18 protein-coding genes are annotated in these 21,036 nt (G+C 70.7%); 10 read left to right on the top strand and 8 right to left on the bottom strand.

The genetic code is table 11. The features are described from left to right. Window positions 1-363 precede the first annotated feature (363 nt). The 3 genes from AB0F38_RS16490 to AB0F38_RS16480 all read left to right on the top strand — a co-directional run bounded on the left by AB0F38_RS16490 (window position 364) and on the right by AB0F38_RS16480 (window position 3,297). Complete coding sequence (locus AB0F38_RS16490; RefSeq protein WP_361892893.1) at window positions 364-903, top strand: cysteine dioxygenase family protein; 540 nt, start codon at window positions 364-366, stop codon at window positions 901-903. 115 nt (window positions 904-1,018) lie between these two features. Beyond that, a complete protein-coding gene (cofD, locus tag AB0F38_RS16485; protein ID WP_361892890.1) occupies window positions 1,019-1,975 on the top strand; it encodes a 2-phospho-L-lactate transferase in 957 nt (318 codons plus the stop codon). After that, window positions 1,972-3,297 (top strand): coenzyme F420-0:L-glutamate ligase, encoded by a 1,326-nt coding sequence (locus AB0F38_RS16480; RefSeq protein WP_361892887.1) that lies wholly within the window; start codon window positions 1,972-1,974, stop codon window positions 3,295-3,297. The genes cofD and AB0F38_RS16480 overlap by 4 nt, the downstream gene beginning before the upstream one ends. Before the next feature lie 33 nt (window positions 3,298-3,330). Here AB0F38_RS16480 and AB0F38_RS16475 read toward each other — a convergent pair whose 3' ends face one another. The 3 genes from AB0F38_RS16475 to AB0F38_RS16465 all read right to left on the bottom strand — a co-directional run bounded on the left by AB0F38_RS16475 (window position 3,331) and on the right by AB0F38_RS16465 (window position 6,964). After that, complete coding sequence (locus AB0F38_RS16475; protein WP_361892952.1) at window positions 3,331-4,296, bottom strand: DNA-3-methyladenine glycosylase 2 family protein; 966 nt, start codon at window positions 4,294-4,296, stop codon at window positions 3,331-3,333. 91 nt (window positions 4,297-4,387) lie between these two features. Further along, window positions 4,388-5,479 carry an NDP-sugar synthase gene (locus tag AB0F38_RS16470; RefSeq protein WP_361892884.1) on the bottom strand — a complete coding sequence of 364 codons (1,092 nt, stop codon included), beginning with the start codon at window positions 5,477-5,479 and terminating at the stop codon, window positions 4,388-4,390. Window positions 5,480-5,557: 78 nt separating this feature from the next. Then, the gene (locus AB0F38_RS16465) at window positions 5,558-6,964 is read right to left on the bottom strand and encodes an N-acetylmuramoyl-L-alanine amidase (protein ID WP_361892881.1); all 1,407 of its coding nucleotides are present in this window, start codon (window positions 6,962-6,964) and stop codon (window positions 5,558-5,560) included. 139 nt (window positions 6,965-7,103) lie between these two features. On the opposite strand from AB0F38_RS16465, the gene AB0F38_RS16460 reads away from it, so the two are divergent. The 4 genes from AB0F38_RS16460 to AB0F38_RS16445 all read left to right on the top strand — a co-directional run bounded on the left by AB0F38_RS16460 (window position 7,104) and on the right by AB0F38_RS16445 (window position 13,181). Next, entirely contained in the window at window positions 7,104-7,856 is a 753-nt protein-coding gene (locus AB0F38_RS16460; RefSeq protein WP_361892878.1) for a TIGR03089 family protein, read from the top strand. Between the two features lie 178 nt (window positions 7,857-8,034). Continuing rightward, window positions 8,035-9,459 carry an LCP family protein gene (locus AB0F38_RS16455; RefSeq protein WP_361892875.1) on the top strand — a complete coding sequence of 475 codons (1,425 nt, stop codon included), beginning with the start codon at window positions 8,035-8,037 and terminating at the stop codon, window positions 9,457-9,459. Between the two features lie 223 nt (window positions 9,460-9,682). Then, the gene (locus tag AB0F38_RS16450; RefSeq protein ID WP_361892872.1) at window positions 9,683-11,458 is read left to right on the top strand and encodes an LCP family protein; all 1,776 of its coding nucleotides are present in this window, start codon (window positions 9,683-9,685) and stop codon (window positions 11,456-11,458) included. Window positions 11,459-11,507: 49 nt separating this feature from the next. Then, complete coding sequence (locus AB0F38_RS16445; protein ID WP_361892869.1) at window positions 11,508-13,181, top strand: LCP family protein; 1,674 nt, start codon at window positions 11,508-11,510, stop codon at window positions 13,179-13,181. Between the two features lie 58 nt (window positions 13,182-13,239). On the opposite strand, the gene AB0F38_RS16440 is transcribed toward AB0F38_RS16445, so the two are convergent. Continuing rightward, the gene (locus AB0F38_RS16440) at window positions 13,240-14,262 is read right to left on the bottom strand and encodes a glycosyltransferase family 2 protein (protein WP_361892866.1); all 1,023 of its coding nucleotides are present in this window, start codon (window positions 14,260-14,262) and stop codon (window positions 13,240-13,242) included. Between the two features lie 328 nt (window positions 14,263-14,590). On the opposite strand from AB0F38_RS16440, the gene AB0F38_RS16435 reads away from it, so the two are divergent. Further along, window positions 14,591-15,955: an LCP family protein gene (locus AB0F38_RS16435; RefSeq protein WP_361892863.1), complete on the top strand. Its 1,365-nt coding sequence runs from the start codon at window positions 14,591-14,593 to the stop codon at window positions 15,953-15,955. Window positions 15,956-16,132: 177 nt separating this feature from the next. Here AB0F38_RS16435 and AB0F38_RS16430 read toward each other — a convergent pair whose 3' ends face one another. Then, window positions 16,133-16,681 (bottom strand): acyl-CoA thioesterase, encoded by a 549-nt coding sequence (locus tag AB0F38_RS16430; RefSeq protein WP_361892861.1) that lies wholly within the window; start codon window positions 16,679-16,681, stop codon window positions 16,133-16,135. 119 nt (window positions 16,682-16,800) lie between these two features. On the opposite strand from AB0F38_RS16430, the gene AB0F38_RS16425 reads away from it, so the two are divergent. Then, window positions 16,801-18,075 carry an LCP family protein gene (locus AB0F38_RS16425; protein WP_361892858.1) on the top strand — a complete coding sequence of 425 codons (1,275 nt, stop codon included), beginning with the start codon at window positions 16,801-16,803 and terminating at the stop codon, window positions 18,073-18,075. A gap of 106 nt (window positions 18,076-18,181) precedes the next feature. Here AB0F38_RS16425 and AB0F38_RS16420 read toward each other — a convergent pair whose 3' ends face one another. From AB0F38_RS16420 to AB0F38_RS16410, 3 genes are all read right to left on the bottom strand, one after another. Then, complete coding sequence (locus AB0F38_RS16420; RefSeq protein ID WP_361892855.1) at window positions 18,182-18,754, bottom strand: peptidoglycan DD-metalloendopeptidase family protein; 573 nt, start codon at window positions 18,752-18,754, stop codon at window positions 18,182-18,184. A 433-nt stretch (window positions 18,755-19,187) separates the two neighbouring features. Beyond that, on the bottom strand, window positions 19,188-19,397 hold the full coding sequence (locus AB0F38_RS16415; protein ID WP_361892852.1) for a DUF397 domain-containing protein: 210 nt from the start codon (window positions 19,395-19,397) through the stop codon (window positions 19,188-19,190). Next, complete coding sequence (locus tag AB0F38_RS16410; protein ID WP_361892949.1) at window positions 19,394-20,272, bottom strand: helix-turn-helix transcriptional regulator; 879 nt, start codon at window positions 20,270-20,272, stop codon at window positions 19,394-19,396. The genes AB0F38_RS16415 and AB0F38_RS16410 overlap by 4 nt, the downstream gene beginning before the upstream one ends. Window positions 20,273-20,435: 163 nt before the next feature. Between AB0F38_RS16410 and AB0F38_RS16405 the strand changes: the two genes are divergently transcribed. Beyond that, window positions 20,436-20,873: an ATP-binding protein gene (locus AB0F38_RS16405; RefSeq protein ID WP_361892849.1), complete on the top strand. Its 438-nt coding sequence runs from the start codon at window positions 20,436-20,438 to the stop codon at window positions 20,871-20,873. Window positions 20,874-21,036 lie beyond the last annotated feature (163 nt).

Genomic DNA, 21,036 nt, shown 5'->3' with positions numbered 1-21,036 from the left:
CAGTCGGGTCACGGACGTGCGGCCGCGTTTGGGGACGCGGTTGATGCGCCACCTTGCCTCACCTGTAACTGCCAAAACCTTTCTTCAACCTCGAAAACCAAATGGAGTGAAAGATTGCCGCCAAATTGGGCATCGGGTTGACAGAAGGCAGGCTGAGCCGGTCTCCTTGACGGCATGCAAGCGACCGCAGCGACGTACGCCACCCCCATGCGTGGGTTCCGTACGGCTGTTCAGGCCCGCTGTTGCTGTTCCAGCTGTCACAGCTGTTGAAGCCCGTAGCGCTCCAGCTCTGATCCAGCCCTCTTCACCGCATTCCGGCTCTCCGCGACACCCCCCGCACGCGCATCCCCATGCCGAGGAACCATGAACAGCGACAGCGACCTGCAGATCGCCGGCGACATCCTCGAGGTACAGCACCTCCTTCAGCCGGCCCGCCCCCATCCCTCCACCGTGGCCGAGTTCGTCGGACTCGCCCGCACCATCGCCGCCGACCGCGCCCGCTGGGCCCCGCTCGTCCGGTACGACACCACCACCCGCTGGTACCACCGCCTGCACGCGGTTCCCCCGGCTCCCGGCTCCGGTCGGACAGGGGAGGCCCCGCTCGGCTACGAGGTGTGGCTGCTCAGCTGGGTCCCCGGCCAGGGCAGCGGACGCCACGACCACGGCCTGTCCTCCGGTGTACTCACCGTGCTGGACGGCGAGTTGACGGAACACACGGGGCGCGGGACGCGCACCCTGGACACCGGCGCGCAGCGCGTCTTCGCCCCCGGATACGTCCACGAGGTCGTCAACGACTCCCTCGAACCGGCCGTCAGTCTGCACATCTACTACCCGGGCCTGACCGACATGCCGATGCACACGGCACAGTGCGCCCCGGCAGCCCTGGACGTCGTACCCGCCTGACAGTCCCACCCGTCGCCCACCACCGCCCCACAACCGACAGGCTCCGCCCGACAGACCCACCCGTCGCCCACCACCGCCCCACAACCGACAGGCTCCGCCTGACAGACTGGTGTGCATGCGCATTGTGGTTCTGGCCGGCGGTATCGGTGGTGCTCGTTTTCTGCGTGGCCTCAAACAGGCCGCCCCCGAAGCGGACATCACGGTGATCGGCAACACCGGTGACGACATCCATCTGTTCGGGCTGAAGGTCTGTCCCGACCTGGACACCGTGATGTACACCCTCGGCGGTGGCATCGACGAGGAGCAGGGCTGGGGGCGTGCGGACGAGAGCTTCCAGGTCAAGGAGGAGCTCGCGGCGTACGGCGTGGGGCCCGAGTGGTTCGGTCTCGGCGACCGTGACTTCGCGACCCACATCGTCCGTACGCAGATGCTGGGCGCGGGCTATCCGCTGAGCGCGGTCACGGAGGCGCTCTGCGCCCGCTGGAAACCGGGGGTCCGGCTCATCCCGATGTCCGACGACCGCGTCGAGACGCATGTGGCGGTCGACGTCGACGGCGAGAGCAGGGCCATCCACTTCCAGGAGTACTGGGTGAAGATGCGGGCCTCCGTCGCGGCGCAGGCGATCGTGCCGGTCGGGGCGGACCGGGCCAAGCCCGCACCGGGCGTCCTGGAGGCCGTCGCCGAGGCCGACGTCATCGTCTTCCCCCCGTCGAACCCGGTCGTGTCGGTGGGCACCATCCTCGCCGTGCCCGGTATCCGTGAGGCGATCGCCGAGGCCGGGGTGCCGGTCGTGGGGCTCTCCCCCATCGTCGGTGACGCGCCCGTGCGGGGCATGGCCGACAAGGTGCTGGCCGCGGTGGGCGTCGAGTCGACGGCCTCGGCCGTCGCGCGGCACTACGGGTCGGGCCTGCTGGACGGCTGGCTGGTCGACTCGGTGGACGCCGGGACCGTCGCCGAGGTGGAGGCGGCGGGGATCCGCTGCCGTGCCGTCCCGCTGATGATGACGGACGTGGACGCGACCGCCGAGATGGCCCGGCAGGCGCTGGCGCTGGCCGAGGAGGTAAGGGCGTGAGCGGGCCGGCCGCCGAGGCACCCTCGTACCGGGTGTGGGCCCTGCCGGGAATGCCCGAGGTACGGGCCGGGGACGACCTGGCGAAGCTGATCGCCGCCACGGAGCCGGGCCTGGTGGACGGTGACGTCCTGCTGGTCACCTCGAAGATCGTCTCCAAGGCGGAGGGGCGCGTCGTGGAGGCCGCCGACCGGGAGGCCGCCATCGACGCCGAGACGGTCCGGGTGGTCGCCCGCCGCGGAACGCTCAGGATCGTGGAGAACCGGCAAGGGCTCGTCATGGCCGCGGCCGGGGTCGACGCCTCCAACACCCCGGCCGGCACGGTACTGCTCCTGCCCGAGGACCCGGACGCCTCCGCCCGGACGATCCGGGACGGGCTGCGGGACACGCTCGGGGTCGAGGTCGGCGTCGTCGTCACGGACACCTTCGGGCGTCCCTGGCGCAACGGGCTGACCGATGTGGCCATCGGAGCAGCGGGCGTCCGGGTGCTCGACGACCTCCGCGGCGGTACGGACGCGTACGGCAACCCGCTGAGCGCGACCGTGGTGGCCACGGCCGACGAGCTGGCCTCGGCCGGTGACCTGGTGAAGGGCAAGGCGTCCGGTCTGCCGGTCGCCGTGCTCCGGGGCCTGGCCCATGTGGTGGCGGCCGCTCCCGGGGACTCCGGGGACGGCGCACGGGCGATGGTGCGGATCGCGGCCGACGACATGTTCCGGCTGGGGACGTCCGAGGCGGTACGGGAGGCGCTCCAACTGCGTCGCACGGTAAGGGAATTCACCGACGAACCGGTGGATCCGGGGGCCGTACGACGCGCGGTGGCGGCTGCCGTGACGGCGCCCGCCCCGCACCACACGACGCCGTGGCGGTTCGTCCTGCTGGAGTCGGCGGCCGCGCGGACCCGGCTGCTCGACGCGATGCGGGACGCGTGGATCGCGGACCTGCGCCGGGACGGCCGCAGCGAGGAGTCGATCGCCAAGCGGGTGCGGCGGGGCGACGTTCTGCGCGACGCCCCGTATCTGGCGGTTCCGTGCCTGGTGATGGACGGCTCGCACACCTACGGGGACGCGCGCCGGGACACCGCGGAGCGCGAGATGTTCGTGGTCGCGGCCGGTGCGGGCGTGCAGAACTTCCTGGTGGCGCTCGCGGGTGAGCGGCTCGGCTCGGCGTGGGTGTCCTCGACGATGTTCTGCCGGGACGTGGTGCGTGAGGTGCTGGACCTGCCGGACAGCTGGGACCCGCTGGGCGCGGTGGCCGTGGGACATGCGGCGCGGGCGCCGAAGGAGCGGGGCGCGCGGGACGCGGGGGCGTTCATCACGGTGCGGTGAGGCGGAGAGGGCTCCGGCCCGCTCCGCCTCCGGCTACAGACGGGCGATGTCGCGTGGTGTCATGCGCGGGGCGCGTCGCGGCGGGGTGTGGCCCGAGAGCATGATCAGGCGTGTCGCCCGGTGGCGCTGGCCCTCGTACGGGGCCAGGAGGGCCAGCATCTCCTCGTCGTCGGCGCTCCGGTCACCGGCCAGGGCGTACCCGACGATGCCGGGCAGGTGGAGGTCGCCGACCGTGACCGCGTCGGCCGCGCCGTTCGAGCGCTGCAGCGTCTCCGCCGCCGTCCACGGACCGATGCCGGGGATCAGCTCCAGCCGCGCCATCGCCTCGGGCAGCTCCATCGCCGCCGCCTCCTCCATGCGGCGGGCCACCCGGACCGCGCGCAGGATCGTCGCCGAGCGTTTGGAGTCCACACCGGCGCGGTGCCACTCCCAGGAGGGGATCAGCGACCAGGTCCTGGCGTCCGGCATGACGTACAGGCCGTAGGTGCCGAACAGCCCGTCCGCCGGGCCGGGGGCGGGGGTTCCGTGGGTACGGACCAGCAGCCGCCAGGCGCGGTAGGCCTCGTCGGTGGTGACCTTCTGTTCCAGGATCGACGGGATCAGGGACTCCATGACCAGCCCGGTGCGCAGCAGGCGCAGCCCCGGCCGGCGCTGCCGGGCGGCGGCGACCAGCCGGTGGCGCGGGCGGAAGGCGTCCGGGTCGTCGCCCGCGCCGAGCAGCCCGGGGAGCCCGTCCAGGAGCCACTGTGCGCCGGGACCCCAGGCCGCCGCCGAGATCCGCCCGTCCCGGGCCGCCGAGACGCGGAGGGTTCCGGGCCCTGCCGGGGTGCGGGTGGCCCGCCAGAACGAGCCGTCGGGCAGGGCCCGGTACGTGGGGTCCGCCGGACCACGCCGCAGGGGGCTCAGGACCAGGCGCAGGTCGAGCGGCCAGGGCGGGGTCCAGGTCCGTTCCCGCGGCGGGGCGGACGTGTCCGTGGCCGCCGTGTGCTGTCGGGGCACGGCGGTCGTGCGGGGTACGAAGCGTCCTGCCACGGTGAGGTCCTCGGTCGTCTCGGGGGTGCCTACCGAGGGTACGGCCGACGGGGGGCGTTCACTGGTCGGACGAGAAGCGGACCGCGGCGTCCGGAAGCACCGCACCACACCAGACGCGGACCCCGTCGCGCAGTTCGTTGTCGGCTCCGACCCGCGCACCGTCGCCGATCACCGCGCCCGCGAGGACCGTACGGCTGCCGATGCGGGCGCCGGCCCCGACCAGTGAGTCGCTGATCACCGCACCCGGTTCGACGACGGCGCCCGCCAGCACGGTGGAGCCCGTGATCCTGGCGCCCTCGCCGATCAGTGCGCCCTCGCCGATGACCGTACCGCCGGTGAGCTTGGCGTCGGCGGCCACGGACGCGGTGGGCAGGACGAGCCGGTCGCCGCAGCGGCCGGGGACGGCCGGGGACGGGGCGCGGCCCAGGACCAGGTCGGCCGAGCCGCGTACGAACGCCTGCGGGGTGCCGAGGTCCAGCCAGTAGGTGGAGTCGACCATGCCCTGGAGATGGGCGCCGGAGGCGAGCAGGCCGGGGAACGTCTCGCGTTCGACGGAGACCGGCCGGCCGGCCGGGATGGTGTCGATGACCGAGCGGCGGAAGATGTACGCCCCCGCGTTGACCTGGTCGGTGACCATCTCCTCGGGTGTCTGCGGCTTCTCCAGGAAGGCCGTCACCCTGCCCGTGGGGTCCGTCGGTACGAGACCGAAGGCGCGCGGGTCCTCGACCCTGGTGAGGTGCAGGGAGACGTCCGCCCCGGACGTGGCGTGCGAAGCGACCAGGGCCCGGATGTCGAGCCCGGTGAGGATGTCCCCGTTGAAGATGAGGACGGGCTCGTCCTGGCCCGAGGTCAGCCGCGACGCCACGTTGCGGATGGCTCCGCCGGTGCCGAGCGGCTCGCGCTCGGTGACGTACTCGATGGAGAGTCCGAGGGAGGAGCCGTCACCGAAGTGCGGTTCGAACACCTCCGCCAGGTAGGACGTCGCGAGCACGATGTGCTCCACCCCGGCCGCCCGCGCACGCGCCAGCTGATGCGTGAGGAACGGGACGCCCGCCGCCGGAACCATCGGCTTCGGGGTGTGCACCGTGAGCGGCCGCAGCCGGGTGCCCTTGCCACCGACCAGCAGGATCGCTTCTCTTGCCTCTGTCACAGCGCCGTCTCTGCTTCCTGGTGGGGCCGGGCCTCGTATCGGCTGGCCAGTGTATGCAGACCCTCGCGGGCCTCCCGGTCAGCGGCCCTGGAACTGGGCCGAGCTGGTCCGGGCCGTGCCCAGCTTCTTGTAGAGACGGATTCCGGGGCATTCGGTTGCGAACCCGTCGCGGTGGCCGGAGATGACGTGGAGTTTGACGCTGGCACCCTTCTTGTACTTGCCACTGCCGCCCGAGACGAGCGTGGCCTTTCCCAGCGGGTTGCGGCCGAACAGGCCGAGCTTCCAGGCGGTGAGCTTGGCGATCGCGGTCACTGCAGCAGCCGGCGGGTTCTTCGAACTGTGGGTTCCGAGAACGGCGACGCCCATGCTGTTGGAGTTGAACCCGAGGGTGTGGGCCCCGAGGACGGCCTTCGTGACGCCTCCCGCGCGTCCTTCGTAGATGTTTCCGCACTTGTCGACGGCGAAGTTGTAGCCGAAGTCGCGCCAGCCGCTGCTCTTGACGTGATAGCGGTAGATGCTGCGAAGGACCGAAGGCGCCTGCGAGCAGGTGTAGTTGTTGCCGGTGGCGCTGTGATGGATGAAGGCCGCCTTGACGGTCGTGGTGTACGCGAAGGCACGCTCCCGGATGCTCTCGTCGGCACCCCAGCCCTTGCGCGTGACGATGCGCGGGCGGGGACCCACGAACGGCTTGGCGCCCGCCGCGACGACCGCCTGCTCCTCCGACTCGGCCTTGCTCAGGGCGGGGATCTCGGTGGCCCCGAGCGGGGCGAGGTCGGCGTTGACCGCGGAGCTCTCCGCGGCGGCCAGGCCGAGGGCCGCGGAGTCGGGAAGCGCGCCCGGCTGGGGAGAGGTCACGGGGGTGACCGACGTGGGGGCGCCGATGGTCGGGGTGAGCGTGGTCGGCGGCTGCTGCGGGTCGTCACCCGGGTCGACGAGTTCCACCCGCAGGCCCTCGGGCAGGGGCGCGCGGCTCCGCGGCCCGGCGTCCTGGGACCGTACGCGGACCTCCACGCCGTCCGAGTCGCCGACCCAGAGCGGGGCGGTGGAGCCGCGTACCTTGCCCGACGCGCGCTCGGCGCTGCCGGAGTCGGCGGCGTGGTCGGTGTTGTGCGTCTCGAGGTCCTGCCAGCCGGACCACCGCCCGGTGCCGGACGCGCGGGCCCGGACCTGGACGGTGCCGTGCAGTTCGGCGTCGGCGTCGTCCCAGACGACGCCGACGAGTGAGAAGCGGTGCGCGTCACGCTGCCGCAGCCCTTGTGCGGCGGAGGACGGGGAGTCGGCGGGTTCACCGGTGGCCCGGGCGGCCGCGTCGGTGAGCGGCCGCAGGGGCAGGGACTGCGTGGAACCGGACGGTTCGGCAGCGGGGGCCGCGGGCGCGTGGGCGACCGGGGCAGGCACGGGGACGGCGGGTGCGGGCGCGGCGAGCGGGAGGGTGAGTGCCGCCGCGCAGGTGACGCCGATGGAGGTTGCAAGAAGTGCACGCATACAGGAAATCCTTGATGGATTCCGGCATTTCCGGCTACTGGAGGGACGCTGTCGCCCCATGACGCACCGTCTGCCGACCGGTGTACGCGGCACCCTTCGCAGCCCGCCCCGTCCACGCCCGGCGCGTACCCTTGCGCGGATGAACGCCAGTGATCGCACCCCTGCCGACCTGCTGCGATCCGCGCTCGCCGCGGACCCGGCCCGCCCACTCGTCACCTTCTACGACGACGCAACCGGAGAGCGCGTCGAACTGTCGGTGGCCACCTTCGCCAATTGGGTGGCCAAGACCGCCAATCTGCTGCAGGGCGACCTGGCCGCGGAGCCGGGCGATCGGCTCGCCCTGCTGCTGCCCGCGCACTGGCAGTCCGCGGTCTGGCTGCTGGCCTGCTCCTCGGCCGGTGTCGTCGCCGATGTTCAGGGCGACCCCGCCGCCGCCGATCTGGTGGTCACCGGTCCGGACTCCCTGGACCGGGCGCGCGCCTGCCGCGGTGAGCGGGTGGCTCTGGCCCTGCGCCCGCTGGGCGGCCGTTTCCCGCAGCCGCCCGAAGGGTTCGCGGACTACGCGGTCGAGGTACCCGGCCAGGGCGACCGATTCGCGCCGTACGCGCCGGTGGACCCGTCGGCCCCCGCGCTCGCCGTGGGCGGCGTCGGGCTGACGGCGGACCAGCTGGTCGCGCGGGCCCGTGAGGACGCGGTGGTGCTGGGGATCACGCCGGGGTCGAGGCTGCTGACGGGACGTACGTACGACACCTGGGAGGGGCTGTCCGCCGGGCTCTTCGCCCCGCTGGCGGCCGGAGGGTCCGTGGTCCTGTGCCGCCACCTGGACCGGCTGGACGCGGACGGCCTGGCCAAGCGCGTCGAGAGCGAGCGCGTCACCGGCACCGCGGTGTGACAAGCACCCCGAGGTCCACCCGTCCGGCCCACGGCGGGCCGAGCCCCCGGGCCTGAGCCCCGGCGGCGGTACATGATCGGGCGGTACGGACCACTCCGCCTGAATGCACAACCAAGCGTGAGGTTCAGCCGTCTACTCCTGCGACCGGCGGCCCATCGCGCGCCGCCGAACACGAAGGATGGACGCAGACGTGAGCGACAGCGCCGGCCCCCCGGCCGACCCGGACCGCCCTGACCACTCGGCCGGGGACGAGCCAGCGGATGGGTCGCAGGACGATTCCGGGGCCGCACCGCCCGAGGAGTCCGGCCCGGCTCCGCACGACGGCTCCCCCGGCGCCGGGGCCACGGACAGCGGCGGCGAGGACGAGAGCCACGACGAGGGCGAGGACGACAAGGACAGCCAGGGCGAGGCCGGATTCCGGACCTGGGCCGACCGGCCCGGGGGCACCGTCCCCGGGCACAGGCGCCACTGGCTCCGCTGGACCGCCCTCGCCGTCTCGTTCCTGGTGCTGGTCGCCGCGGGGGCCGGCTGGTGGCTGTACAAGAAGCTCGACGGCAACATCACGACGGACACGAGCGCCGCCGCCGAACTCAAGGCGTACGAGCAGGAGCGTCCGACCCCGATCGCCCGGAACGCGCAGAACATCCTGCTCATCGGTTCCGACACCCGGTCCGGCGACAACAGCAGATACGGCCGTGACGACGGCGGCAGCCAGCGTTCGGACACCACCATCCTGCTGCACCTCGCGGCCGACCGCAGGAGCGCGACCGCGGTGTCGATCCCGCGCGACCTGATGGCCGAGATCCCGAGCTGCCACACGGCGGACGGGAAGGCCACGAAGAAGCAGTTCGCCCAGTTCAACTGGGCCTTCGAGCTCGGCGGCACGGCCTGCACGATCCGCGCGGTGGAGAAGATGACGGGTGTTCGCGTCGACCACCACATGGTCATCGACTTCAACGGCTTCAAGGACATGGTCGACGCCGTGGACGGCGTCGAGGTCTGCCTCAAGGAGCCGGTCGACGACGCCGACGCCCATCTCAAGCTCCCCGCGGGACGCCAGAAGCTCGACGGCGAGCAGGCCCTGGGGTACGTGCGGGCCCGCAAATCGATCGGCAACGGCAGCGACACCGAGCGCATGGACCGCCAGCAGAAGTTCCTGGGGGCTCTGGTCAACAAGATGCAGAGCAACGGCGTGCTGCTGAACCCGACGCGGCTGTACCCGGTCCTGGACGCGGCGACCAAGTCGCTCACCACGGACCCGGGGCTGGACTCCCTCAGGGATCTGTACGACCTGGTGCGCGGGATGCGGAACGTACCGACGGAGCAGGTGCAGTTCCTGACCGTGCCCCGGCAGCCGTACCGCGCGAACCCGAACCGGGACGAGCTCGTCCAGCCGGACGCGGACCAGTTGTTCGACCGGTTGCGCACGGACGAACCCGTCGCCGTGGTCCCCGCCGACGAAGTCAATGGCGCGGATACACAGGCGGATCACAGGTCCGACAAGCATTCTTCCGGCCAAGAGCCCGGCGGTACGAGCGAGAGCCCCACCCCGGCTCCGACCTATTCGGGATCGAATGCGGCGGAGGACCCGTGCGATTCGTAAAGCAATTCCCGAGCGATGGGCGCCGATCAGAGCGGAATAAGCAGAATGCCCGGTTGTAAGGAACGTGGAATATGTCACGCGCGTCACCCGTGGCCGATTCGGCCGGATAGTGTGACGCGATCCGGTGCTCGCGGACCTCGTGCCGTGCGCTGCCGGAGCGGAAGACCGAGCGCCGTGCCGGGGGAGGCGCCTCGCCTGGCACCGACGGAGGATTCAGGCAACCGTGGACGCGCATAGCCGTGGGCGGGCGGACGAGATCGACCCCGCCGACCAGTGGGTGCTCAACCCGCAGACCGGCACTTACGAATTGCGACTGAACCACTCCGGAAGAGAGCCGTCCGGGGCTTCCCGGGCAACAAACCGCCATGATTCCGGCAGCGGACGCGCGTCCCGCTCCGGCGCTCCCCGCGACGGGTCGGGACGCAGGGGGACGGGCCGTCGCGCGGAGCCTGACACCGCGGGCCCGCGCCGCGAGGTGCCCCGGCAGCGCAGGGGCCACCAGGCCCAGAACCCCCAGGCCCAGGAGCACCCGGCCGCCGCCCGCCGCCCGCGCACGTCCCCGAAGCAGCGGCGGAGGAGGGCACTGCTGTGGACCGGCGGGGTCATGGCCTTCGTGATCATCGCCGGGTCGACGGGGGCCTACGCCCTCTACCAGAAGTTCAACGGCAACCTGGACACCATCGACGTCGGTGACGCGGGCAGCAAGAGCGTGGCCGCCGACGGCCCGCTGAACATCCTGATCATCGGTACGGACAAGCGCACCGGCGCGGGCAACGAGGGGTACGGCGACACGGGCAGCGCCGGCCACGCCGACACCAACATCCTCTTCCACGTCTCCGAGGACCGCACCAACGCCACGGCGATGAGCATCCCCCGGGACCTGATGACGGAGATCCCCGACTGCACCACGAAGCAGCCGGACGGTTCGGAGAAGGTCGTACCCGGCTCGCGGAACGTCCGCTTCAACGTCAGTCTCGGCCAGGAGGGACGCGACCCCGGCTGCACGATGCGTACGGTCAAGCAGATCACCGGCCTGTCGGTGGACCACTTCATGATGGTCGACTTCAACGCGGTCAAGACGCTCTCCACCGCCGTCGGCGGAGTCAAGGTCTGTCTGGCCAAGCCGGTGAAGGACCCCGACTCGCACCTCGACCTGCCCGCGGGCGAGTCCACGATCCAGGGCGAGGACGCACTGGCCTTCGTCCGCACCCGGCACAGTTTCGGGAACCAGAGCGACCTGGACCGGATCAAGGTCCAGCAGCAGTTCATCGGCTCGATGATCCGGCAGATGAAGTCCGACGACACGCTGACCGACCCGTCCAAGCTCTTCAAGCTGGCGGACGCGGCGACGAAGGCACTCACCGTCGACTCCGGCATCGGGTCGATCAACAAGCTGAGGTCGCTCGCCCAGGAGCTCGGCAGGATCGACACGAAGCACATCAGCTTCGTCACGATGCCGGTGGTCGACAACCCGGCCGAGCCGGAGCCCATCACCGTGGTCGTCGATCCGGTCAAGGCGAAGCAGCTCTTCGCGATGATGCGCTCCGACACCTCGCTGACCGAGGTGAAGAAGCAGGAGAAGGCGGCCAGGAGCAAGCAGGAAGCCGTGCTCAAGGGCGACCGGGCGGCCCCGGCGGACGTACGCGTCGACGTGCTCAACGGAGGCGACATCGCCGGTGCCGCGGGCGCGACCGTCACCTGGCTGCAGAACGAGCAGGGCGTGCTGAAGTCCACGAACAGGGCGAACGCCCCGGCGAAGATCGACAGGACGACCTTGGCGTACGCGCCGGACCAGGCGGACCAGGCCCGCGCACTCGCGGACATGATGGGGCTGCCCGCCACGGCGCTGAAGCAGGGAACCACCGACGCCGGAGGCCTTCAGGCGATGGTGCTCACCCTGGGAGCCGATTTCGATGGCGCCGGTGTGCCCATCGCCGGTCCGGCGAAGGCGCCGGACATCCCGAAGGCAAGTGCCGACAAGGCGGAATGCGCGAAGTGACGACGGGTCGACGCGCTCCGGCGAAATTATGAGCAGCAGGGGGGTCCCGGTGGGACGGAGCAGCATACGTGGGGAGGGGACGCGGTCACGCGTCCGGCACGACGGCCCGGACGACGGTGTCCACGACGCCTCGGGCGGCCGGGCCGCGAGGAGCGGCCACGGACAGCGCGAGCGGTCCGCGCCTGCGGAGGGCGGACATCGCCACGGCCCGGACCGCCGCGGCCGGCGCGGCGCCAAAGGGGGCAAGCGGCGCGTACTGCGCTGGGCCGCGTCCGTTCTCGCCCTGCTGATACTCGGCACCGGCGGCGCCGGTTACCTCTATTACAAGCACCTCAACGGCAACATCAGGAAGGAGGACCTGACCCTCGGCGACAAGCAGATGGCCGATCACAAGGCCAATGCCGCCGGACAGACCCCCCTGAACATCCTGATCATCGGCTCCGACGCCCGTGACTCCGAGGCGAACCAGAAGCTCGGCGGCGCGAAGGAGACCTTCGGGGGAACGCCGCTCGCCGACGTGCAGATGCTGCTGCACCTCTCCGCGGACCGCAGCAACATCTCGGTCGTGAGCATGCCGCGCGACACCATGCTGAAGATGCCGAAGTGCACGGACCCGGACACCGACGAGGTGTACCCGGCCGGCACGCGGCCCGTCCAGACCAACGAGAGCCTCGGCCGCGGCGGACCCGGGTGCACGGTGGCCGCCTGGTACGAGCTCACCGGCATCACCATCGACCACTTCATGATGATCGACTTCGCGGGTGTGGTCTCCATGGCCGACGCGGTCGGAGGCGTCCCGGTCTGTGTGGACGCCAACGTCCACTCGCAGACCGGCGACGGCAAGGGCTCCGGGCTGAAGCTGAAGGAGGGCACCACCTCCATCAAGGGCGAGCAGGCCCTCCAGTGGCTGCGCACCCGGTACGGCTTCGAGGACAACACGGACCTCGGCCGCGCGAAGGCCCAGCACCAGTACCTGAACTCGATGGTGCGCGAGCTGCGCAAGGGCACCAAGCTCACCGATCCCGGCAAGCTGATGGGTCTCGCCGAGGCGGCCACCAGCGCGCTGACGGTCGACAAGGGCCTGGACACGGTGAAGAAGCTGTACGACCTGGCGGAGGAGCTGAAGAAGGCCCCGACCGACCGGATCACCATGACGACGATGCCGAACGTCTACGGGACGGGCGATCTGAGCGGCCGGGTGTTCCCCAAGCCCGGCGAGGCCGAGCAGGTCTTCCGGATGATCCGTGAGGACATCCCGCTGGACGGCAAGGCGTCCAAGCGCAGGACGCCCGTCACGAAGGACGTCGCCGCACCCGCCGCCGAGATCCCGGTCAGCGTGCGCAACGCGACCGGCACGGACGGTCTCGGTCCGGCCCAGGGCCGCGCGAACACGGTCAGGGACCAGCTGACGGACGCGGGCTTCGCCAAGGCCTCGGTCGACTCGCAGAACATCGAACCGGTCGGGCGGACCGGCGTCCTCTACCCCAGCGCGGACATGGAGGGCGACGCGCAGGCGGTCGCCAAGGCGCTCGGGATCCCGGTGTCCCAGGTGCGGAAGTCGACCGCGGTCTCGGGCGTCGTGCTGGCCGTGGGGGCGGACTGGCGCGAGGACGGGGCGTACCCGGCGAAGGCCGCCGAGGAGAAGACGCCGGAGTCGGCGGGTGCGCTCAACGGCGCGAACGAGAAGGCGTGCATGCACGTCAATCCGAACTTCACCTTCTGAGGCCCGGTACGGAGGAAGGGGCCCCGCCGGACGGCGGGGCCCCTTCCTCCGTAAGCGGTCAGACCGTCTGTTCCCGCGCCGCGGGGCGGCGGCTCGCGATGACCCTCTTCGCCAGTGAGCGGGGGCTGGTCAGGAAGCCGTAGCCCCAGCACATGTGCATGGTGGCCAGCGCCACCGGGATCTGCGCCCGGGCCTTGAGCGGCAGGCCCTTGCCCGCGGGCAGCGACCCGGCCACGATGGCCGCGACGTACCCGGCCGGCACGACGAACGCCCACGGGGTGACGGCCGCTCCGACGACGATGCCCGCCGCTATCGCGCAGACGGCGGTCGGCGGGGCCAGATAGCGCAGGTTGATCGAGCCGGCGTGGTAGCGGGCCACGACGTGGCGCCAGCGCCCGTAATCCTTGTACTGCTTGGCGAGCGCGCGGACGCTGGGGCGGGGGCGGTACTGCACCTTCAGCTCCGGCGAGAACCAGATCAGGCCGCCGGCCTCGCGGATGCGGAAGTTCAGTTCCCAGTCCTGGGCGCGGATGAACTCCACGTTGTAGCCGTCCGCCCGTTCCAGCGCCTCGCGGCGGAAGACCCCCAGATACACGGTCTCGGCCGGGCCCGCCTGGCCGCCGGTGTGGAAGGCGGCGTTGCCGACGCCGATCTTCGACGTCATCGCGGCGGCCACCGCGTCCTCCCAGGGGTTCTCGCCCTCGGCGTGCATGATGCCGCCGACGTTCTGCGCGCCGGTCTCCTCCAGGAGGCGGACCGCGGTCGCGATGTAGTTCGGGGAGAGCATGCCGTGACCGTCGACCCGTACCACGATCGGGTGATGCGAGGCCTTGATCGCGGCGTTCAGCGCGGCGGGGGTACGGCCGGTCGGATTGGGGACGGTGTGGACCCTGGGGTCCTCCCGTACCAGCTCGGCGGCGATCTCGTCCGTACGGTCGCTCGACGGACCGAGTGCGATCACCACCTCCATCTCACCGGCGTACTCCTGCTCCAGGATGTGCCGGACCGAGTTCCTGAGATGGCGTTCCTCGTTGAGCACCGGCATGATCACGGAGACGGCGGGGTACTGCGCGGCAGACATGTGGTCCTCAGGGGGTCCTCGGGGGTGCCAGGGGTTCCAGGGGGTTTCGCACCCCAGGAGGCGGCGTGATTCGGCCGCCACGTTACCGCGAACGGGGGACACCGGTGCGCGCCGTCGGGTCTCCTCCCGGTCCGCAGATCGTATGGGCCTACCGTGCGAAAGTCCTACTCGCACCGCGGAGGTGTCCCTCGTGCCCACGCCGCACCGATCGCCCCGTCCACCGCACCCCCGCACCGCTCCCCCGAAGCGCAGATCCCCTCGGCGGTCCGGGGCCGCGGGCCGCGGCAGAGGCCGCTCAGACGTCCGGAAGACGCCGCCCCGCTGGGGCATGCGGGTGGCCACCGGGCTCTCCGTGCTGGTGCTCGGCGCCGGCGGGATCGGCCACGCGGTGGTGAGCGGCCTGGAGGCGGGGATCGACCGGGTCGACCCGTTCAAGGACATGAAGAACCGCCCGCAAGGCGGCCACGGCATGAATTTCCTGCTCGTCGGCACCGACGGCCGCGACGGGATCACGAAGGCGGAGAAGAAGAAGTACCGGCTGGGCGGCGCGCCCTGCCACTGCACCGACACGCTCATGCTGGTCCATCTCTCGGCCGACAAGCAGCGGGCGAGCATCGTCGGTCTGCCGCGCGACAGCTACGCCGAGATCCCGGCGCACACCGACCGGACGACCGGCAAGGAGCACTCCCCCCATCCGGTGAAGCTGAACGCCGCCTACGCCGAGGGCGGGCCACATCTGACCGTGCGGACCGTCGAGCAGATGACCGGCATCAAGATCGACCACTATCTGGAGGTCGACTTCACCAGCTTCATGAAGACGGTCGACACGCTGGGCGGGGTGGAGATCTGCACCGCGAAGCCCCTCAAGGACTCGCACACGGGTCTGAACCTGACACCGGGCACCCACAGGCTGGACGGCGGCCAGGCCCTGCAGTACGTGCGCTCCCGGCACATCGACGGGGCCGCCGACCTGGGCCGGATGCAGCGCCAGCAGAGGTTCATGGCCGCGCTGGTCGAGCAGACGACCAGCAGCGGCGTGCTGATGAACCCGATGAAGTTCCAGCAGTTCACCTCCTCGATGCTGGACTCCGTGCGCGCCGACAAGGGCTTCGGTACGGATCAGATGCTGGAGCTCGGCAAGGCCCTGCGTGGCTTCACCCCGGCCTCGTCCGAATTCGCCTCCGTACCGATCGAGGACGGCGCCTACCCCGTCAAGGGCATCGGCTCCACGGTGAAGTGGGACACGAAGAAGTCGAAGAAGCTGTTCCGGGCCCTGCGCGAGGACAGGCCGCTCGCCCCGCAGCTGCCGAAGCAGCCCAGGGCCACGATCGTCGGAGTCGCCCCGGAGCAGATCCGGGTGCAGGTCTACAACGGGACGCCGAAGGACGGGCTCGGCCAGAGGGTCGACGCGGCGCTGCGTGGCACGGGCTTCAACACCACCCGCGCCCCGCTGAACGGTGGCCCGGGCGATGTGCGCCGGACGCTGGTCACCTACGACCCGCGGTGGGACCGGTCGGCGAAGTCCCTGGCCACGGCGCTGCCCGGGTGCGAGCTGAAGGCGGTGAAGGGGCAGGGCGGGACGTTGAAGGTGACGGCCGGCTCGGACTTCACGAAGGTGCGGCAGGTCAAGGCCGAGGACCCGCAGCGGGGCGAGTTCGGCACGGTGACGGGGGACCAGGTGGTCTGCCCATGACCGTGCGGAGGTGCGGAGGTGCGGAGGTCACCCCTCGTGGCGCCGGGAGAAGACGGTCGCCGCCAGGACGGCCGGAGACCCCGTCGGCCCCCTCGCGCGGTCGCCGGTCCTCGCCCCGACGAGATGCCGGCCACGGCCCGCCAGGAGCGCGCGTGGCCGGCACCCTCGCCCGAGGCGTCAGTCGTCGATGCCCTCGGCGGCGCGCCGTTCCCGCAGCTCCTTGATCGCACGCCGCCGCGCGAGGCGGTGCGTACGCCGGATCTGCGCCTCCTGGTAGCGCCGCTTGTCGCGCTCCGTCTCCGGGACCACGTGCGGTACCCGCCGCGGCCTGCCGTCCTCGTCGACCGCGGCGAACACCAGGTACGCGCTGCCCACCTGCTGGGCGGGCGTCGACTCGTTCCACCGCTCGGCCATGACGCGGACGCCGACCTCCATCGAGGAGCGGCCGGTCCAGTTCACCTGGGCGCGGACGTGCACGAGGTCACCGACCCGGACCGGCTCCAGGAAGACCATCTCGTCCATCGAGGCCGTCACGGCCGGACCACCGGAATGCCGGCCCGCGACGGCGCCCGCCGCGTCGTCGACCAGTTTCATGATCACGCCGCCGTGCACCGTCCCCAGGAGGTTGGTGTCGCTGCCGGTCATGATGTGGCTGAGGGTGGTCCGGGAAGCCGAGGTCGGCTTGGCCGGGATCTCGCCTTCCGGTGACCGGGCCTGATCTGTCATGCCCTCCACCTTATGCGGGGTCTTGCACCTGGTTGCATTGCATCAGCTTCGCAACAGCCCAGGTCCGAATTCCGGTACACCCTGTAAGAGTCATGGCCGGGGACGGCACACTGTTCCACATGAGCGATTGGCCCGATGGGCGCAACGGCGGACCCGGTGAGCGCTACGGGCAGGGCAGTGCGAGCCCGCAGCCCGAGAGCGCCCGTGCCATGCCGCACGTCCGGCGTCGCCCCGCACCCCCGCAGTCCCCGCCCAGGATCCCGCCGCAGCAGGGACAGGGCTACGACCAGGCCCCCGGCTACGACAGCGGCTACAACACGGGCCAGGTCTACGGCGGCGGTAACAGCGGCGGCTACGGAGGCGGCAACGGCCGCGGTGGCGGAGACAGCGGTTACGTACAGGGCCGGGCCGCGCCCGACTGGGGCCGACGGATCAAGGTCGGCGCGCTGACCCTCGTGGTCGCGCTGCTCGCCGTGTCCATCGGCACGTACTTCTGGGCCGACGGCAAACTGAAGCGCGAGGTCGACCTCGCCAAGGTCATCGACCGCCCCGCCGAGGGCGACGGCACGAACTACCTGATCGTCGGCTCCGACAGCCGCGAGGGCATGACGGCCGAGGACAAGAAGAAGCTGCACACCGGCTCCGCCGAGGGCAAGCGGACCGACTCGATGATGATCCTGCACGACGGCTCCAACGGCCCGACGCTGATCTCCCTGCCACGTGACTCGAACGTCGAGATCCCCTCGTTCGTCGGCTCCGAGTCGGGCAAGAAGTTCGCGGGGACGGGCCGCACCACGAAGCTGAACGCCGCGTACGCGGAGGACGGCCCGGAGCTGCTGGTCCGCACGGTCGAGTTCAACACCGGGCTGCGCATCGACCACTACGTCGAGATCGGCTTCGGCGGCTTCGCCAAGATCGTGGACGCGATCGGCGGCGTCGAGCTGGACATCCCGAAGGCCTTCAAGGACAAGAAGTCCGGCGCCGACTTCCAGGCCGGCAAGCAGACCCTGGACGGCGAGCAGTCCCTCGCCTTCGTCCGTACCCGGTACGCGTTCGCCGGGAGCGACCTGGACCGCACGAAGAACCAGCAGAAGTTCCTCGCGGCGCTGGCCTCCCAGACGGCCACCCCGTCCACGATCCTCAACCCGTTCACGCTGTACCCGACGATGGGCGCGGGCCTGGACACGCTGATCGTGGACAAGGACATGTCGCTCTGGTCGCTCGGGAACATGTTCTTCGCGATGAAGGGCGTCACGGGCGGCGAGGGCACGTCGATGAACATCCCGCTCTCGGGGCAGAGTGTGAACGGCAACCTGGTCTGGGACAAGGCCGAGGTCAAGCAGCTCGTGGAGCAGCTGAGGAACGACGAGAAGGTCACGGTCAAGGGCAGCTGAGGGCAGGTACCCAGGAAGGTCCGGACGGGTGAGCCGTCCGGACCTTCCCGTTTCTCCAGCACGCCTGCTCTCGCCCCCGTCGCCGGCCGAGGTGTCCGGCTGCCCGTCAGCAGCCCTTCCAGGCCGTCGTGTGGTCGTGCGGGTAGGTGCGGCCGCAGAAGGTGGGCGGGTGGGAGACCCATGCGCTTCCCGACCAGTGCTGGGTGGACAGGTGCAGGTGACAGCCGGAGGACTGCCCCTTGTTGCCGGTGTACCCGAGCAGTGTGGCCGAGCCGACCGACTGCCCGACGTTCACGTTGATCGAGTCCATGTGCATGTACTTGAGGCGCCACTTCACGCCGTTGACGTACTTGGTCATGGTGAGGCGGCCGATCGTGCGGTCGACGGTGTCGACGGTCATGCCGTCCCAGATGGGGTAGAGCCGCTTGTAGCACGGCGATCCCTTCAGGGAGAAGTCCAGGCCGTAGTAGTCGCTGTAGTGCTCGCCGTTGTGGTAGTCGACGTGCAGGCCCTCTCCGTACCAGGAGCCGCTGAGGGTCCACGATTCCGAGTAGTGCCACGGCGAGACGCCGTTCGGCGACGGGGTGGAGCTGGAGTGCGCAGTGGCGGTCGATGCAGTTGCTATGCACATGACAAATCCTGCGAACGCGCCCATCAGGCGCAGGGTGTGCTTCTTCACCAATTCACCTCGTTGTCCGCGTGAGCGGCCGACCGCCCACAGGTGAGACTTCGGATAGCGATGTCGACGAGCTGTTCTGATCAGCAGGGGCCGCACGGGAGCGGCCGGCGAAGCGTACGAGGCCGTGCCGTCGCCCCTCGGAGCAGGCGGACAAACGCCCCGCGCGACGCTACAAGCGTGTCGGCTCCGGCGGGAGCATCGCGCGGCACCTTGACAGGAAACGGCCACTCACCCCGTGGGACGGCGGATCCGGCACTCCGCCGGATCCGGGTTCCCCACTGCGGGAGAGGCGCCGAGCGGCTCCCGGGCAGCTCGCCGGACCAGGTGCGGCCGGGCCGAACCGTCCGGATCATGCCCCGAAGGCCTTCGCCGAGACGGTCGACGTGCACCTGGCGACGATGACCAAGGGGCCCGCCGCCGAACTGCGAGTTGCTCAACTCCCGGCTGCGTACGCCACGAAGTCGCTCCACGCGGTCGGCCCGAAGCCGACGTGCGGACCCGGCGTATTCTTGGAGTCGCGCACGTGCACCATGCCCGAGGTGGACGCGACCTCGATGCAGTCGTTCCCGCTACTGCTGTCGCTGTAGCTGCTCTTGAACCACTCCAGCTCGGAAGTGTCTCCGACCGAGGGGCTGCGCATCATGTCTCTCCCAGAACTTGCTCGATGAAGGTCAGTGACTCCCCTGGGGCAAGGGCCTGGGCCCGGATCATGCCATACCTCAGGTCCAGGACCTGGAGGTGTTTCGGATCAGAGACTGGGCGACCGTTGAACGCACCCCCTGATCGCCCTACGGCCGTGCCATCACCGAATTTCAGTACCTCAATGCCACCGCCCAGCCCAGGGTGAGACTCGCAGCTGAGAGGCATGACCTGCAAGGAGACGTTCCGCAACTTGGCTACCTCCAGGAGCCGTTGGAGCTGTCGGCGGTGTTCCATTCTGCCTCCGATAGGCCGCCTCAACGCAGCCTCTTCCTGGACAAAACTGAGTGCTGGTGCCGGTGAGCGGTCGAAGATTGAACGGCGCGCCATGCGGCCTGCCACTCCGCGCTCCACTTCATCCTGCGGGTACGACGGTTGCCGCGTCTCCAACAGCACCCGCGCATGGCCCTCTGTCTGCAACAAGCCATGGATGCCGTGGTCGGCGTACACCGCAACCTCGATTGCCCGCGCCTCCAGCTTCGCCAGATCCCGCACCTTCTTCGGGTACCGGACCTCCGCCACGTCCCGCTTCATCGCGGCCAGCTTCCCGCCCGCGCCCAGCACTTCATCCGCCCGGTCAAGGAACTCCGGCCGGGGGATGCGGCGTCCGCCCTCCACCTTGTAGACCAGGTCCTCCCCGTACCCGATCGCGGCCCCGAACTCGCCGGCCCGCATGCCCGCCGACTCCCGCCACGCCTTGATCTGGCGGCCCACCGCGGCGACCACCGCCACCCCCGACTCGTCGTCCGGGTCGACGTCCCAGCCTGGTTCGTCCGTTCCGCCGTCTCCGTGCTCCGTACCGACCCCATCCACGCTCATCCGTACCCCACTTCCGACGCGCATGCCGTTCCTGCTCAACCCGGTACGTCCCCAGCACGTCACCCCGGACAGCCGGGACAGCACTGGACAAGCACGGGACAATCACCGTACGTAACTGGCCCGTCACTGTTCACGGTACGCAGACGCGGCCACGCTGAGTGACGTGACCCAAGAAATCACCCGAACCGAACATTCCGCTCCCACCCGGCAGTTCACCGTGCTGCTCTCCCCCACCCGCCGAGGTGCGCGGCTCGCCCACCTGCTCACCACGGCGCACCTGGGCGACTGGGGCCTCCCCACGGAGTCGGCCGCGCACATCGTCGCGGAGCTTGCCACGAACGCCATGCTCCATGGCCGCGTGCCCGGCCGGGACTTCCAGCTGAGCCTCACGGTCCACCGCGACGCACTCCTGCGCATCGAGGTCACCGACACCCGGGGCGATCGGCTCCCTCTCGCACCCGGCACCACGACCGCACCCGCCGACGGCGCGGAATCCGGGCGCGGTCTGCTGATCGTCGAGGCACTCGCCGACCGTTGGGGCACCGGCATCGGGCCCGCCCCCCGCAAGACGGTCTGGGCCGAACTCGACCTCGTACCGTGACCGCCGCCACCGGGTCGCGGGGAGCCGCGACCCGGTGGACCACGACACCGCGTCCCGCGACGCATAAGGCTCTAAAGAACTCGGGGAAATCACTCTCCCCACCCCAACCCGACCCCATCCCGGCCTCGTCACCCGCGCGGGTGACATATGGCAACTGAGCTGG

This window comes from Streptomyces sp. NPDC025273, assembly GCF_040638585.1.
GTDB classification, from domain to species: Bacteria; Actinomycetota; Actinomycetes; order Streptomycetales; family Streptomycetaceae; genus Streptomyces; species Streptomyces cinereorectus.
This window is presented reverse-complemented; position numbering and strand designations above follow the sequence as displayed.